At 74.8% G+C, this 13,864-nt stretch carries 16 protein-coding genes; 13 read left to right on the forward strand and 3 right to left on the reverse strand.

Translation table 11 applies throughout. The annotated features are described in order from the left end of the window. Positions 1-139: 139 nt before the first annotated feature. Genes folP through BLW04_RS04400 form a run of 4 tightly spaced genes read left to right on the forward strand, consistent with a single transcriptional unit; the run spans position 140 to position 2,511 of the window. Positions 140-1,000: a dihydropteroate synthase gene (gene folP, locus BLW04_RS04385; RefSeq protein ID WP_091537571.1), complete on the forward strand. Its 861-nt coding sequence runs from the start codon at positions 140-142 to the stop codon at positions 998-1,000. Further along, the gene (folB, locus tag BLW04_RS04390) at positions 993-1,508 is read left to right on the forward strand and encodes a dihydroneopterin aldolase (protein WP_254781048.1); all 516 of its coding nucleotides are present in this window, start codon (positions 993-995) and stop codon (positions 1,506-1,508) included. The genes folP and folB overlap by 8 nt, the downstream gene beginning before the upstream one ends. Continuing rightward, on the forward strand, positions 1,505-2,008 hold the full coding sequence (gene folK / locus BLW04_RS04395; RefSeq protein WP_091537573.1) for a 2-amino-4-hydroxy-6-hydroxymethyldihydropteridine diphosphokinase: 504 nt from the start codon (positions 1,505-1,507) through the stop codon (positions 2,006-2,008). The genes folB and folK overlap by 4 nt, the downstream gene beginning before the upstream one ends. Continuing rightward, the gene (locus BLW04_RS04400; RefSeq protein WP_091537574.1) at positions 2,005-2,511 is read left to right on the forward strand and encodes a DUF3180 domain-containing protein; all 507 of its coding nucleotides are present in this window, start codon (positions 2,005-2,007) and stop codon (positions 2,509-2,511) included. Before folK ends, BLW04_RS04400 begins: the two co-directional genes overlap by 4 nt. Positions 2,512-2,559: 48 nt before the next feature. Here the strand turns inward: BLW04_RS04400 and BLW04_RS04405 are convergent, their stop codons facing one another. After that, positions 2,560-3,750, reverse strand: a complete 1,191-nt coding sequence (locus BLW04_RS04405) for an ABC transporter ATP-binding protein (RefSeq protein WP_217630836.1) — start codon at positions 3,748-3,750, stop codon at positions 2,560-2,562. Positions 3,751-3,776: 26 nt separating this feature from the next. Here BLW04_RS04405 and BLW04_RS04410 point away from each other — a divergent pair, with 26 nt between their 5' ends. The 3 genes from BLW04_RS04410 (at position 3,777) to BLW04_RS04420 (ending at position 6,370) form a co-directional block, all read left to right on the forward strand. Further along, a complete protein-coding gene (locus BLW04_RS04410) occupies positions 3,777-4,475 on the forward strand; it encodes an ABC transporter permease (protein WP_091537575.1) in 699 nt (232 codons plus the stop codon). Continuing rightward, positions 4,472-5,206, forward strand: coding sequence for an ABC transporter permease (locus BLW04_RS04415; protein WP_091537682.1), 735 nt, complete (start codon positions 4,472-4,474; stop codon positions 5,204-5,206). The genes BLW04_RS04410 and BLW04_RS04415 overlap by 4 nt, the downstream gene beginning before the upstream one ends. A gap of 144 nt (positions 5,207-5,350) precedes the next feature. Next, positions 5,351-6,370, forward strand: a complete 1,020-nt coding sequence (locus BLW04_RS04420) for a glycine betaine ABC transporter substrate-binding protein (protein ID WP_091537576.1) — start codon at positions 5,351-5,353, stop codon at positions 6,368-6,370. A gap of 131 nt (positions 6,371-6,501) precedes the next feature. Here the strand turns inward: BLW04_RS04420 and BLW04_RS04425 are convergent, their stop codons facing one another. Then, positions 6,502-7,110 (reverse strand): DUF1684 domain-containing protein, encoded by a 609-nt coding sequence (locus BLW04_RS04425; RefSeq protein WP_091537577.1) that lies wholly within the window; start codon positions 7,108-7,110, stop codon positions 6,502-6,504. Between the two features lie 586 nt (positions 7,111-7,696). Here BLW04_RS04425 and BLW04_RS04430 point away from each other — a divergent pair. Next, the gene (locus BLW04_RS04430; RefSeq protein WP_091537578.1) at positions 7,697-7,909 is read left to right on the forward strand and encodes a hypothetical protein; all 213 of its coding nucleotides are present in this window, start codon (positions 7,697-7,699) and stop codon (positions 7,907-7,909) included. Positions 7,910-7,985: 76 nt separating this feature from the next. Here the strand turns inward: BLW04_RS04430 and BLW04_RS04435 are convergent, their stop codons facing one another. After that, complete coding sequence (locus tag BLW04_RS04435; protein WP_091537579.1) at positions 7,986-8,738, reverse strand: SDR family oxidoreductase; 753 nt, start codon at positions 8,736-8,738, stop codon at positions 7,986-7,988. A 303-nt stretch (positions 8,739-9,041) separates the two neighbouring features. Between BLW04_RS04435 and BLW04_RS04440 the strand changes: the two genes are divergently transcribed. The 5 genes from BLW04_RS04440 to nadC are packed head-to-tail and all read left to right on the forward strand — an operon-like array spanning position 9,042 to position 13,864. Continuing rightward, entirely contained in the window at positions 9,042-9,971 is a 930-nt protein-coding gene (locus tag BLW04_RS04440) for a Rossmann-like and DUF2520 domain-containing protein (protein ID WP_091537580.1), read from the forward strand. Between the two features lie 23 nt (positions 9,972-9,994). Further along, positions 9,995-10,840 (forward strand): pantoate--beta-alanine ligase, encoded by an 846-nt coding sequence (gene panC, locus BLW04_RS04445; protein WP_254781049.1) that lies wholly within the window; start codon positions 9,995-9,997, stop codon positions 10,838-10,840. Further along, positions 10,837-11,259, forward strand: a complete 423-nt coding sequence (gene panD / locus BLW04_RS04450; RefSeq protein ID WP_091537581.1) for an aspartate 1-decarboxylase — start codon at positions 10,837-10,839, stop codon at positions 11,257-11,259. The genes panC and panD overlap by 4 nt, the downstream gene beginning before the upstream one ends. Then, positions 11,256-12,926 carry an L-aspartate oxidase gene (locus BLW04_RS04455; RefSeq protein ID WP_091537582.1) on the forward strand — a complete coding sequence of 557 codons (1,671 nt, stop codon included), beginning with the start codon at positions 11,256-11,258 and terminating at the stop codon, positions 12,924-12,926. The genes panD and BLW04_RS04455 overlap by 4 nt, the downstream gene beginning before the upstream one ends. Then, a complete protein-coding gene (nadC, locus tag BLW04_RS04460) occupies positions 12,923-13,864 on the forward strand; it encodes a carboxylating nicotinate-nucleotide diphosphorylase (RefSeq protein ID WP_254781050.1) in 942 nt (313 codons plus the stop codon). Before BLW04_RS04455 ends, nadC begins: the two co-directional genes overlap by 4 nt.

Here is a 13,864-nt window from a genome sequence, read left to right on the forward strand (position 1 = left end):
AGCGTCAGCGAGCGAGGAGCGGAGCGACCGCGGAGGCGACCTGCGTCGTCGAGCGAGGAGCGGAGCGACCGCGGAGGCGACCTGCGTCGTCGAGCGAGCAGTGGAGCGAGCCCGGAGTCGAGCCATCGGCGATGAGGCCATGAGCGCCACCCTCCCGCGGCCCGGGCACTGCGTGGTGATGGGCGTCCTGAACGTCACCCCCGACTCCTTCTCCGACGGCGGCTGCTTCGCCGACCGCGGCGCCGCGGTCGCGCACGGACTGGCGATGCACGCCGCCGGCGCGGACTACGTCGACGTCGGGGGGGAGTCCACTCGCCCCGGCGCCGACCGGGTCGACGCTGCAGAGGAGTGCCGGCGCGTGGTGCCGGTCGTCCGTGAGCTGGCCGCCGCCGGGGTCCGGGTCAGCGTCGACACCACCCGGGCCGAGGTCGCCGCTGCCGCGCTGGAGGCCGGCGCCGTCCTGGTCAACGACGTCAGCGGCGGCCTGGCCGACGCCGGGATGGCGCCGCTGGTCGCCGACGCCGGGGTGCCGTGGGTGCTGATGCACTGGCGCGGCCACAGCCGGGAGATGTATGCCGCGGCCCGCTACGGCGACGTGGTCACCGAGATCGCCGCAGAGCTGACCGCCCGAGTGGAGGACGTCGTGGCCGCCGGGGTCGCCCCCGAGCAGCTGGTGCTCGACCCGGGGCTCGGCTTCGCCAAGCGGTCGGTGCACAACTGGTCGCTGCTCGCCGGCCTGGACCGGCTGGTCGCGATCGGGCTGCCGGTGCTGGTCGGCGCCTCGCGCAAGGGCTTCCTCGGCCGCCTGCTGGCCGACGCGGACGGCACGCCACGGCCCGCGGACGGCCGGGAGGCCGCCACGCTGGCCACCACCGTGCTGGCCGCCCAGGCCGGGGCGTGGGGCGTGCGGGTGCATGACGCGGCCGCCTCTGTCGACGCCGTGCGCACCGTCGGCGCCGTACAGGCCGCCCGCCGCGGAACGGGGCAGCCCCGTGCCTGACCGACCCACCTTCGGTGCCGGAGCGGAGCGGCTCCGCCGCACGGTTCCGGACCGGATCACCGTGCACGGGCTCACCGGCCACGGCCACCACGGCGTCTACCCCGCCGAGCGCGAGCACGGGCAGACCTTCCGGGCCGACGCCGTTCTCGAGCTGGACACCGCCCCGGCGGCCGCCACCGACGACCTCACCCGCACCGTCAACTACGCCGAGCTGTCCCAGCGGCTGCACGCGGTGCTCACCAGCGACCCGGTCGACCTCATCGAGACCCTGGCGCAGCGGCTGGCTGACGTCTGCCTGGCCTACCCGCTGGTGCAGGCGGTGGAGATCACCGTGCACAAGCCGGAGGTGGACCTCGGCGTCCCGGCCGCGGACGTCACCGTCGCGATCCGGCGACAGAAGGAACCCACCCCTCCCCACGACTCCGAAAGGACCCCCTTCCCCTCTCCCCTCACGAGCTCGGGGGAGCCTCCGAAGGGGGCCGGCGGGCCCCTAGGGCGGGTCCGATGAGCCGGGCGGTGCTGTCACTCGGCGGCAACCTCGGCGACCGGGTGGGCAACCTGCGCGGGGCCCTGGTCGCCCTCACCGGTTCCGGCCTGGTGGCCGGCTCGACGCTCTACGAGACGCCGCCGTGGGGTCCGGTCGAGCAGCCGCCCTACCTCAACGCGATCGCCGTCGTCCGCGGCGACCGGGACGCCGCCGGCTGGCTGGCCCTCGCCCACGAGCTGGAGCAGGCGGCCGGGCGCACCCGCGAGATCCGCTTCGGCCCGCGCACCCTGGACGTCGACGTGGTGACCGTCAGCGCGGACGACGGGACCCCGGTGCTCTCCGACGCCCCCGAGTTGACCCTTCCGCACCCGCGGGCCGCCGAGCGCGCGTTCGTGCTGGTGCCGTGGCTGTCCCTCGACCCACGCGCGGTGCTGCCCGGCCACGGGCGGGTGGCCGACCTGGTCTCCGCCCTGCCGCCCGCGGACGTCGCCGCCGTCGCGCGCTGGGAGCAACTGGCATGACCCCGGTGCGGCGCCGCGACCTGCTGGTGGTCGCCGTCGGGCTCGCGCTGGGGGCATGGCTGCTGGTGCGGGTCGGGTACCAGCTGCTGCCGAAGATGGACTGGTGGCTGCCGGTGCCGCTCGGCGTCCTGGCTCTGGCCGAGGTGCTCGGCGCGCGCACCCTGGCTGTTCGGCTGGCCGCCGAGCGCGAACACCGGCCGCGCCCCGGCCGTCCCTCGCCGGTGGCCGCCGCCCGCCCGGTCGAGCCGATGCTGGTTGCCCGGCTGGCCGTGCTCGCCCAGGCCAGCGCCTACGTGGGGGCCGTGTTCGCCGGCTGCTGGGCGGGGCTGCTCCTGCACACCGTCCCCGCCCTGGACCGGCTCGCGGCGGCCCCCGGGGACACCGTCACCGGCGTGCTGGGGGTCGTACTGTCCGTCGCCCTGGTCGCCGCGGCGCTGTGGCTGGAGCACGTCTGCAAGGTCCCACCCGATCGAGACGAGGAGAGCGGCACCGCCCGCGCCTGACCCGCCGAAGTGGCCACTTTGGCCGTCGACGGCGGGAGGACGGAGGCCTCACACCGCGCCGGCGATCTCGGGGACGGTGCCGTCCACCGAGCGGCGCAGCGCCGCGTGCAGCGAGGCCGGGGTGAGGACGCCGAGGAACCGGTCGCCGTCGAGCACCGCGACCCAGCCGGCCTCCAGCTGCAGCATGGTCGAGAACGCCGCCTTCAGGCTCGCGTCCACCGGGACCCAGGCCTCCATCCGCTTGCCGGCCCCGTACACGGTGCCCGCCCCGGCGGCGCGGTCGGCGGAGATCCAGCCGTGCAGATGCTGCTGGTCGTCCAGGACGACGGCCCACCGGGCGCCGGCCCGTTCCATCGAGGCTCGGACGTCGGCCAGGCCGTCGTCCACGTGCGCCACCGGCGGGTGCTCGAGGTCGTCGGGGTCGATGCCGGTGACGGCCAGCCGCTTGAGCCCGCGGTCGGCGCCGACGAAGTCGGCCACGAACGGCGTCGCCGGGGTGCCCAGCAGGTCGGCGGGCGGCGCGAACTGCTCGACGGTGCCGCCCTCGCTCATCACGGCGATCCGGTCGCCGAGCCGCACGGCCTCCTCGATGTCGTGGGTGACGAACACGATCGTCTTGCGCACCGTGTCCTGCAGGCGCAGGAACTCCGTCTGCAACCGCTCCCGCACCACCGGGTCGACGGCTGAGAACGGCTCGTCCATCAACAGCACCGCGGGGTCGGCGGCCAGGGCCCGGGCGACCCCCGCGCGCTGGCGCTGCCCGCCGGAGAGCTGATGCGGGTAGCGGTCGCCGAAGGTGGCCGGGTCCAGCCCGACCAGGGTGAGCAGCTCCTCGACCCGGTCCTGGGTGCGCTTCTTGTCCCAGCCCACCAGGCGCGGCACCGTCGCCACGTTGCGGCGGACGCTCTGGTGCGGGAACAGGCCGACGTTCTGGATGACGTAGCCGATCCGCCGGCGCAGCTGCACCGGGTCCACCCGGGTCACGTCGTCCTCGCCGAGCAGGATGCGCCCCGTGGTCGGCTCGATGATCCGGTTGATCATCTTCATGGTGGTGGTCTTGCCGCAGCCGGACGGGCCGACCAGCACGCTGAGCTCGCCCGCGGCGAAGGTGAGGTCCAACTCCCGGACGCCGATCGTGCCGTCGGGGTAGGTCTTGCTGACGCCATCCAGCCGGATCTCCTCCGCGCCGGAGGAACCCGACGCGGTGGTGCGGTGTCCTGCGGGCGGGTTAGCGTCCACGGTGTGGCCTCCCTGGGAAACGCCCGGTGCTGAGCGCGGCGAGCGACGGCGTGCTCGCGGTGGATGCGGCGCCGAACCCGTGGTTCGACCCGTCGTACGTGACGCGGAACTGGCACACCATTGTGGGGTTGCTCGGTGAGCATGTCCGCCTGACCGTCGGCGCGGTCGTCCTGGGAGCCCTCATCGCGCTGCCGTTGGCGCTGCTGGCGCGGCGCAGCCGCTACCTCGCCGGTCCGGTTCTCGGGCTGTCGACGCTGATCTACACGATCCCGTCCCTGGCGATGTTCGCCTTCCTGGCCCCGATCACCCGGTTGTCGGCGACGACGGTGCTGATCGGGCTGGTGCTGTACTCGCTGGTGATCCTGGTGCGCAACTTCCTGGCCGGCCTGCAGGCGGTGCCGGCCGACGTCCGGGAGGCCGCGCGGGGGATGGGTTACGGGCCCGGCCGCCTGTTGTGGCAGGTCGACCTGCCGCTCGCGCTGCCCTCGATGATGGCCGGACTGCGGATCGCCACCGTCTCCACCGTCGCGTTGGTCACCGTGGGCGTGATCGTCGGCCATGGCGGGCTCGGGCAGTTGATCACGGGGGGCTTCGCCGCGAACTTCTACCGGGCCGAGATCGTCACCGGCTCGGTCGGCTGCGTGCTGCTCGCGTTGCTGGCCGATCTGCTGTTGGCCGGCGTGGAACGGCTGCTGACGCCGTGGAGCCGGCGGGCCGCGGCATGAGGGTGTGGCAGGGGGCGGTCGTCTACCTCAACGACCCGTTCAACTGGACCCGGGCCAACGGCATCCTGGACCTGCTCGTCCAGCACGTGACCATCTCGGCGGTCGCCGTGCTGGCGGCCATGGTCATCGCCATCCCGATCGGGGTGCTGCTGGGTCACACCGGGCGCGGCGGCGGGTTTCCGGTGGCGCTGTCCAACGTCTCGCGGGCAGTACCGACGCTGGCGCTGCTCACCCTCTTCGCGGTCACCCCGATCGGCTTCGGCCCCAGGGCGACGACGATCGCGCTGGCCGTGTTCGCCATCCCGCCCATCCTGACCAACACCTACGTGGGCTTCCGCGGGGTCGACCGGGATGTCGTCGAGGCTTCGCGGGCGATGGGGCTCAGCGAACGCCAGGTGATCGTGCAGGCCGAGTTGCCGCTCGCCGCGCCGCTGCTCATGACCGGCGTGCGCACGGCGGCGGTGCAGGTGGTGGCGACCGCGACGCTGGCGGCGCTGGTGGCCGGCGGTGGGCTGGGCCGGATCATCAACCTCGGGTTCGGCCAGCAGGACTACGGGGTCGTGCTGGCCGGCGCGATCCTGGTGGCCGCCCTCGCGGTGCTGACCGAACTCGTGCTCTCCGTCGCGTCCTGGGCACTGAGTCCGGGGGAGAAGCGGTTGCCCGTCCTCCACGGGCGTTCCGCCCCGGCCGCCGGGCCAGATCACCGGGCTGTCGGAGTCGCCCCGCTGTGAGCCTCCGGTAACGGATCGGGAACGCCTGGCCATCTCGGTTGCGTAGCGGCTGTTCCCCAGGTTCAGTTGGGCCCCGCGGGACACCTCCCGCCAGACACGCGTGCCGCCGTCCGACGGTTGCACGGGACACAGAAGGCGAGCCCCATGCGGTTGCGTGCCCGAACCCTCCTCACCCCCCTGGCCCTCACCGCGGTACTGGCGACTGCCGCCTGCGGGGACTCCGGTTCCTCCGGCACCGGCGGGGCTGCCGCCAACGGCTCCGCCTCGGGCGACGCTTGCGTCCCGGTCGCCGGGGACCAACTGGTCGTCCTGGACGACGACCAGCACCTGCAGAACGCCGACAACGTCATCCCGGCAGTCAACGCTGCCGCGGCTGCGGCCAACCCGGCGCTGCTGCCCACCCTCAACAAGGTCTCCGAGGTGCTCACCACCGACGACCTCGTGCGGATGAACGCCGCGGTCGACGTGCAGCGGCAGAGCGCCGAGGACGTCGCGGCGGCCTACGTGGCCGACAAGGGCCTGGCCCCGGGGGTCTCCGGCGGTAGCGGGCCGATCGTCGTGGGCGGCACCTCGACGTTCACCGAGTCCCTGGTCCTGGCCAACGTCTACGCCGACGTGCTCGACGCCGCCGGCTTCGACGCCACCGTGCAGGGCGTCGGCAACCGGGAGCTGTACCTGCCGGCGCTCGAACGCGGGGAGATCCAGGTGTTCCCGGAGTACCTCTCCACGGTGACCGAGTTCATCAACAAGCAGCCCGAGGTCAACGGCCCCGACGCCGAGCCCGTCGCCTCCGGTGACGTGGACGCCACGGTGGCCGCACTCGAGCCGCTGGCGGACAAGGTCGGCCTGGTCTTCGGGACGCCGTCCGAGGCCACCGACCAGAACGCCTTCGCCGTCACGAAGGCGTTCGCCGACCAGCTGGACATCAGCACGCTCTCCGAGCTGGCCGACGCCTGCGGTGACGGGTCGCTGACCCTGGCCGGTCCGACCGAGTGCCCGACCCGGCCGTTCTGTCAGCCCGGGTTGGAAGACACCTACGGCCTGCAGTTCGCCGGCTTCACGCCGACCGACACCGGTGGCCCGCTGACCAAGACCGCGATCCAGCAGGGCGACGTCTCCATCGGCCTGGTCTTCAGCTCCGACGGGGCCCTCGCCCAAGGCTGATCCATCCACCACCGGTGTCGGACCGGAACGGCTGCGCCGTGCTGACGAGCACTTCGGAGTGGGCCTGCGGCCCCACCTGACGAATGGCTCCGCGATTCGTCAGGTGGGGCTCCGCGATCCGTCGGGCGGGGTCAGTACCAGCCGCCGGGAGGCAGCTGCTCCCCGGCGTCGACCACTGCGTCGATCCGGTTGCCCTCCTGGGCCAGCGGGCAGGACCAGCGCGGGTCGTAGGTGCACGACGGGTGGTAGGCGAAGTTGAGGTCGACCACCAGGCGACCGCCGTCCCCGCCCAGATCGGCGCCTTTGATGGTGTCGAGCAGGTAGCGCCCGCCGCCGTAGGTCGTCGTCCCGGCGCTGCCATCGCGCAGCGGCAGGAACACCCCGCCGCCGTAGCCGCCGAGCCACCAGACGTCCAGGCGGCCGAGCTCGCCCAGCGTCACCCGGCCCAGCCGGTCCATCGCGACCACGCCGTCGTCGGCGGTCGGCAGCTGCAGCCGCAACGGTGCCACGTCGGTGTCGACCGCGGCGACGAAGCGCAGTGAGGGGTCGTAGGGCGCCATCGGGAGGCCGGTGAAGGCTGCGCGCGCAGCGTCGTCCAACGGTGAGTCGGGATGGTCGCCGGCCAGGGCGTCGCGCCCGGAGCGCCAGGCCTGCCAGCCCTTCTCGGGGTCGGCGGCAGCCCGCGCCCCGGCGTAGAGCGTGAACACCTGGCGGCGCCAGTCGAGCAGGGACAGCGTCATCCGGTCACCCTGTCACGACCGCGGACGGGCGGCCCGGCCCCCGGGGGCAGCGGGTCGCGGAGCTGCGGCGGCAACCCGGGCGCGGGCGCTCCGCCCCGTTAGCTAGGCCCTGTGGCAGGTCGTCGGGACGGCAGCACCGCTGGTCCCGTCGCCGTCCCGGGGGGCCGCCGCGCCGACCAGGCGACGATCCGCGCGTGCTGGACGGCCGCACCACCGACGGCGAGCGGTGGAGCACCACCACGTGGGAGGCGACCCCCGGGGGGAGCTCGCGCCTCGAGCGGGCCGACGACCGGCCGAATGCCGCGCCGAGGGGGAGGCAGCGGACCGGCACTGGGGACGACGAGCCGGTCCGGCTGGTCGCCTATCCGCCGAAGTCGCCGATCGAGTGGCTGGCCGACCGGTCGCTGGTCGCCCGGGACACGCTGGCCCCGGTACCCACTCCGCAGCGCAAGCCGCAGCCGCAGCGGCTGCGCCCGGCGGCCCCCCGCCGCCGGCGCCCCGGCAGAACCGGCACCGGATCGGCCTGGACGACGGGCAGGCGCCCCGCCGGCACCGTCGCGCCGCCGAGCCCGAGGACGACCGTCGGGTGGCCGACGCCCCGCCGGTCCTGCCGCCGGACCCCGCGCCGGTCGTCGAGTCGTCCTGGACGGCCGAGGAGACCCCCGCGTGGGCACCGGAGGAGCCGGCGTGGAAGCGGGCGGATCCGGCAGCGGAGGAGCCGCCGTCCTGGGGCTGGGCCGGCTCACCGGACCTGGCCGACCGCGACGACCTCCCTGCCCGGGTGCTCGGCCGGAACTAGCCGGGCGTACTGGACGGCCTCGTTCCCGGGACCCGCGGCGCGCGGAGCGGGTCGTGGGGAGGAACGAGGTCCTTCCTCAGATGGGCCCGCGGGCCAGCGCGCCGCCGTCCAGGGTGAGCGTCTGGCCGGTCACCCAGCTGGCGCCGTCACCCAGCAGGTAGGCCGCGGCCTCGCCGATGTCCTCCGGGGTGCCCAGCCGGCCGGCCGGGTACTGCCGGGCCAGCGCGTCCTCGCGGCCGGTGAACAGCGCCTCGGCGAAGCGGGTCTTCACGACCGCCGGGGCCACGGCATTCACCCGGACCCTCGGGCCCAGCTCGACCGCCAACTGGGTGGTCAGGTTGATCAGCGCGGCCTTGCTGACGCCGTAGGCCGCGATCCCCTCGCTGGACTTCAGCCCGGCGACCGAGGCGACGATCAGCACCGAACCGCCGTGCTCGGACATCCAGGCCCGCCAGGCGGCCTGCACCAGCCCCAGGCTTGCGACGACGTTGGTGTCCATGATCTTCGAGACGGCGTCCAGCGGAGCGTCCATCAGCGGGCCGTACACCGGGTTGATCCCGACGTTGCCGACCAGCACGTCCAGGGAGCCGAAGACCTCGACGGCGGTTCGGACGGCCTCGGCGCGGTGCTCGGCGTCCGCGGCGTTGCCCGCCACGGCGACAGCCTTCTCCGGGCCGCCCAGGGCCTCGACCGCCTCGGCGAGCGCCTCGGGCTTGCGGGCGGTGACGACCACGCGCGCCCCCCGGTCCACCAGCGCCTGTGCGATCGCCAGCCCGATGCCCCGGCTGGCGCCGGTGACCAGTGCAGTGCGTCCCTCGAACGAGCCCACCGGTTGCCTCCGCTCCTGCCGGCCGTGGTGCCGGCGGGCACAAGGTAACCGGCGCCGTCGGGCGGCCGACGGCGCGCCCGGGTGAGTCAGGACACAACCCTGGGACGTTGCAGCCGCGGGGAGCTGGTTCCACACTTGCCACTGGCGTGTCACCTGCGTGACACACCCGTGGCGGACGGCGTCCGGCCGGGTGGTTGCAGCAGGGGGAGCGCCAACCGCACGACCTGCTCCGGTCCACGACGACGTGGGCCGGCTTACCCGAGTCCGGTACCCGCGAGGGACTGGAACGAGAGGTGCAACGGGATGCCTGATCGTCCCCTGCCCGCCGGGCTGCCCCCGGCCGCCGCGGCCCCCGCCCGGCTCCGCGTCGGCGTCATCGGTGCCGGCCGGGTCGGCTCCGTGCTGGGTGCGGCCCTCGCCGCCGCCGGCCACGACGTGGTCGCCGCCGCCGGCCTGTCCACCGCCTCCGCCGACCGCGCCGCCCGGTTGCTGCCCGGCGTGCCGCTGCTGCCCGCCGACGAGGTCGTCGCCGTCAGCGACCTGGTCGTGCTGGCCGTTCCCGACGACACCCTCGCCGGGCTCGTCACCGGGCTGGCCGAGACCGGCGCCTGGCGCCGCGGCCAGCTGGCCTTCCACACCTCCGGCGCCCACGGCCTCGCCGTGCTCGCGCCGGCCGAGCGGGCCGGCGTCCTCTGCCTGGCGCTGCACCCGGCGATGACCTTCTCTGGTGGCCCGGAGGACGTCGCCCGGCTGGTCGCGGCGCCCTTCGGCGTCAGCAGCCACCCCGAGCACCGGGTCGTCGCCGAGGCGCTCGTGTTGGAGATGGGCGGGGAGCCGTTCTGGCTGGCCGAGGCCGACCGACGCCTCTACCACGCCGCGCTGGTCACCGGCGCCAACCACCTGGTCACGCTGGTCTCCGAGGCCGCGGACCTGCTGCGCACCGCGGGGGTCGAGAACCCGGCCCGCGTGCTGGGCCCGCTGCTGTCTGCCGCACTGGACAACGGGCTCCGCCGCGGTGACCGGGCGCTCACCGGGCCGGTCAGCCGCGGGGATGCCGGCACCGTTCGCGACCACCTGGAGACCCTTGCCGACCGCGCGCCGGACGCCGTCCCGGCCTATGTGGCGATGGCCCAGCGCACCACCGAGCGCGCGCTGGCCACCGGTCGGCTGCGTGCCCAGGAGGGTGCGCCGCTGCTGGAGTTGCTGCGGAACGCCTCCCAGGCGGCCCGGTGACCGGCATCCTGCACGCTCCGGCCGTGGCCGAGACCGTCGACGAACTGCGCGAGCTGCGCGCCCAGCTCCCTGCACCCGTCGTGCTGGTGCCCACGATGGGCGCCCTGCACGAGGGGCACCGCAGCCTCGTCCGGGCGGCGAAGGCCCGCGGGGGCAGCGTCGTGGTCTCGGTCTTCGTGAACCCGACGCAGTTCGCGCCCGGTGAGGACTTCGACCGCTATCCCCGCACCTGGGACGGCGACCTGGCCGCGCTGGCCGCCGCGGGCGCCGACCTGGTGTTCCACCCCGGCCTGGACGACATCTACCCGCCGGGCTCCCTCGGGGTCACGGTGCACCCGGGCCTGCTGGGGTCGGTGCTGGAGGGCGCCGTCCGGCCAGGCCACTTCGCCGGCGTGCTCACCGTGGTCGCGAAGCTGTTCGGCCTGGTCCGCCCGGACGTCGCCGTCTTCGGTGAGAAGGATTACCAGCAGCTGACGCTGGTCCGGGCGATGTCCCGGGAGCTCGCGCTGGGCGTGGAGGTGGTCGGCGTCCCGACCGTGCGCGAGGACGACGGCATGGCACTGTCCTCCCGCAACCGCTACCTCTCACCCGCGGAGCGCTCGGCCGCGGCCGCGATCTCGGCTGCCCTGCGCGCCGGCGCCCACGCCGGGCCGCGCGGCGCTGACGCCGTCCTGACCGCAGCCCGGGAAGTGTTGGCCGGCACCCCCGAGCTGGTGCCGGACTACCTGGAACTGACCGACCCCGACCTGGGCCCGGCGCCGTCCGCCGGACCCGCCCGGCTGCTGGTCGCCGTACGCGCCGGCAGCACCCGACTCATCGACAACCTCGCCCTGACGCTGCACGACTCCGAGCTGGGGAGCCCCGAATGATGCGCACGATGCTCAAGTCCAAGATCCACCGGGCGACGGTCACCCAGGCCGACCTGCACTACGTCGGGTCGGTGACCATCGACGAGGATTTGCTCGACGCTGCGGACCTGCTGTCCGGTGAGCAGGTGGCGATCGTCGACGTCACCAATGGCGCCCGGCTGGAGACGTACGTCATCCCCGGCGAGCGGGGCAGCGGCGTGATCGGCATCAACGGCGCCGCCGCGCACCTGGTGCACCCCGGCGACCTGGTGATCATGATCAGCTACGGGCAGATGGACGAGTCCGAGGCGAAGAGCTACCTGCCGCGGGTGGTGCACGTCGACGGCGACAATCGCATCGTCGAGCTGGGCGCCGACCCGGCGGCGCCGTCCCCGGGCGTGCTCGGGCAGGTCCGCGGCGACGTCGTAGAGCCGCGGTGACGACGCTGGCGGCGGCTCCTTGCACCGGGCTGCCGGTGCGCCTGGCCGCTCCGACACCGGGTTGGGAGCTGACCGCCGACGCCTGCGTCGTCGGCTCCGGCGTCGCCGGGCTCTGCGTGGCCCTCCGCGCCCGGGCGGCCGGACTGTCGGTTGCCGTGGTCACCAAGGTGCAGGTGGACGACGGGTCCACCCGCTGGGCGCAGGGTGGCATCGCCGCCGTGCTGGGCGCCGCCGACACCTCGGCCGCGCACGCCCGGGACACCGAGGTGGCCGGTGTCGGGCTGTGCGACCCCGCGGCCGTACACGCCCTGGTCACCGAGGGCCCCCAGCGGCTGCACCAGCTGATCAGCTGGGGCGCGGCCTTCGACCGGGACGACGCCGGTGCCCTGCTGCTCACCCGGGAAGGCGGGCACTCCACCGACCGGATCGTGCACGCCGGCGGCGACGCGACCGGCGCGGAGGTGCAGCGAACGCTGCGCGAGGCGGTCGCCGCCTGTGGCATCACGCTGGTCGAGCACGCGATGGTCCTCGACCTGCTCACCGATGCCGCCGGCCGGGCGGCGGGCGTCACGCTGCACGTACTGGGGGAGGGCAGTGCGGACGGCGTCGGCGCCGTCCGGGCCCGCGCCGTCGTGCTGGCCACCGGCGGTATGGGCCAGGTGTACGCCGCGACGACGAACCCGTCGGTCTCCACCGGCGATGGCGTGGCGCTCGGCCTGCGCGCCGGCGCGGTCGCCACCGACCTGGAGTTCGTCCAGTTCCACCCCACCGCCCTCTACCTGGGGCCCGACGTTGGCGGCCAGCAGCCGCTGGTCTCCGAGGCGCTGCGCGGTGAGGGCGCGGTGCTCCGGGACGCCGCGGGGGAGCGGTTCATGACCGGCGTGCACCCGCTGGCCGAGCTGGCCCCCCGGGACGTGGTCGCCAAGGCCATCACCCGGGTACAGCTGCGCGACGGAATCGACCACGTCTGGCTCGACGCCCGCGAGGTTTCCGGCCTGGCCGAGCGCTTTCCGATGATCATCGCCCGCTGTCGGGAGGCCGGCATCGACCCGGTCACCGAGCTGGTCCCGGTCACCCCGGCCGCGCACTACGCCTCCGGCGGGCTGGCCACCGACCTCGCCGGGCGCACCACGGTCCCCGGGCTGTACGCCTGCGGCGAGGTCGCCTGCACCGGCGTGCACGGCGCCAACCGGCTGGCCTCGAACTCCCTGCTGGAGGGGCTGGTCTTCGCCGGGCGCATCGGCGCGGCGCTGGCCCGCGACCTGCCGGTGCTGTCGGCCGCCGTCCCGGGGCCGGCCGTGCCGGTCGGGCTGCTGGACCCGGCCGTGCGCAGCGAGCTCACCGCCACCATGTCGGCCTCGGTGGGCGCGCTGCGCACCGGCGCGGGCCTGGCAGAGGCGACCGTCCGGCTGGGCGGGCTCGCCGGCTGGAGCGGAGACGTCGCCCCAGGTGTGGCCGGCTGGGAGGCGACCGACCTGCTCACCGTGGCAACGGCGTTGACCGCGGCGGCCGTCGAGCGGCGCGAGACCCGGGGGTGCCACTGGCGGGAGGACCACCCCGACGCCGAGGACGCCTGGCGGGTGCACCTGGACGTCCGGCTGGACGCCGCGGGGTGCGTCGGGCTGACCCGCCGCCCGGTGGACGAGCCGGTGGCGGTGACCTGGTGAGCGGGAACCCGGAAAGCACCGCGGATCCGACCTCCCTGACCGGCACCGGGCTGGACGAGGCGTGGGTGATCACGCTGGTCGAGCGCACCCTGGCCGAGGACCTCACCGGCGGCACGCCGCTGCCGGCCGACCCGGCGGCAGCGGTCGCGCTGGACGTGACGAGCGCGGCGACCATCCCGGCCGACCAGGTCGGCACCGCGGACCTGGTCGCGCGCGCTCCCGGTGTAGTGGCCGGCCTGCCGCTGGCCGCCCGGGTGATCGTCCGACTGGCGCCCGACGCCACGCTGACCGCCGTGGCGGCCGACGGCGACCGGGTCGGGCGCGGCGACGTCCTGCTCACCGTCACCGGCCCGGTGCGGGCCCTGCTGGCCGCCGAGCGGAGCGCGCTGAACATCGCCAGCCGGGCCAGCGGCATCGCCACCGCCACCCGTGCCTGGGTGGACGCCGTCGCCGGCACGGGCGCGATCGTGCTGGACACCCGCAAGACCACCCCGGGACTGCGCCCGCTGGAGAAGTACGCGGTGCGCTGCGGCGGCGGCTCGAACAAGCGCATGGGCCTGTACGACGTGGCGATGATCAAGGACAACCACGTCGCCGCCGCGGGGTCCGTGGCCGCCGCCGTGGCGCTGGTGCGCGAGCGGGCGCCCCAGGTGGCGGTGCAGGTCGAGGTGGACGAGGTGGCCCAGGCCCGCGAGGCGGTCGACGCCGGGGCGGACTTCCTGCTCTGCGACAACATGACGCCCGACCAACTGCGGGCCGTGGTCGCCGAGGTGGGCGACGTCGTGGAGCTCGAGGCCACCGGCGGGCTGACCCTCGCCGTGGCCCGGGCGGTCGCCGAGACCGGCGTCGACCACCTGTCGGTCGGGGCACTCACCCATTCCGCGCCGATCCTCGACCTCGCCCTGGATCTGCGCATCTCAGACCTGCGGCAGGACTGA

The sequence above is a fragment of the Modestobacter sp. DSM 44400 genome, assembly GCF_900107175.1.
In the GTDB taxonomy this organism is placed as follows: domain Bacteria; phylum Actinomycetota; class Actinomycetes; order Mycobacteriales; family Geodermatophilaceae; genus Modestobacter.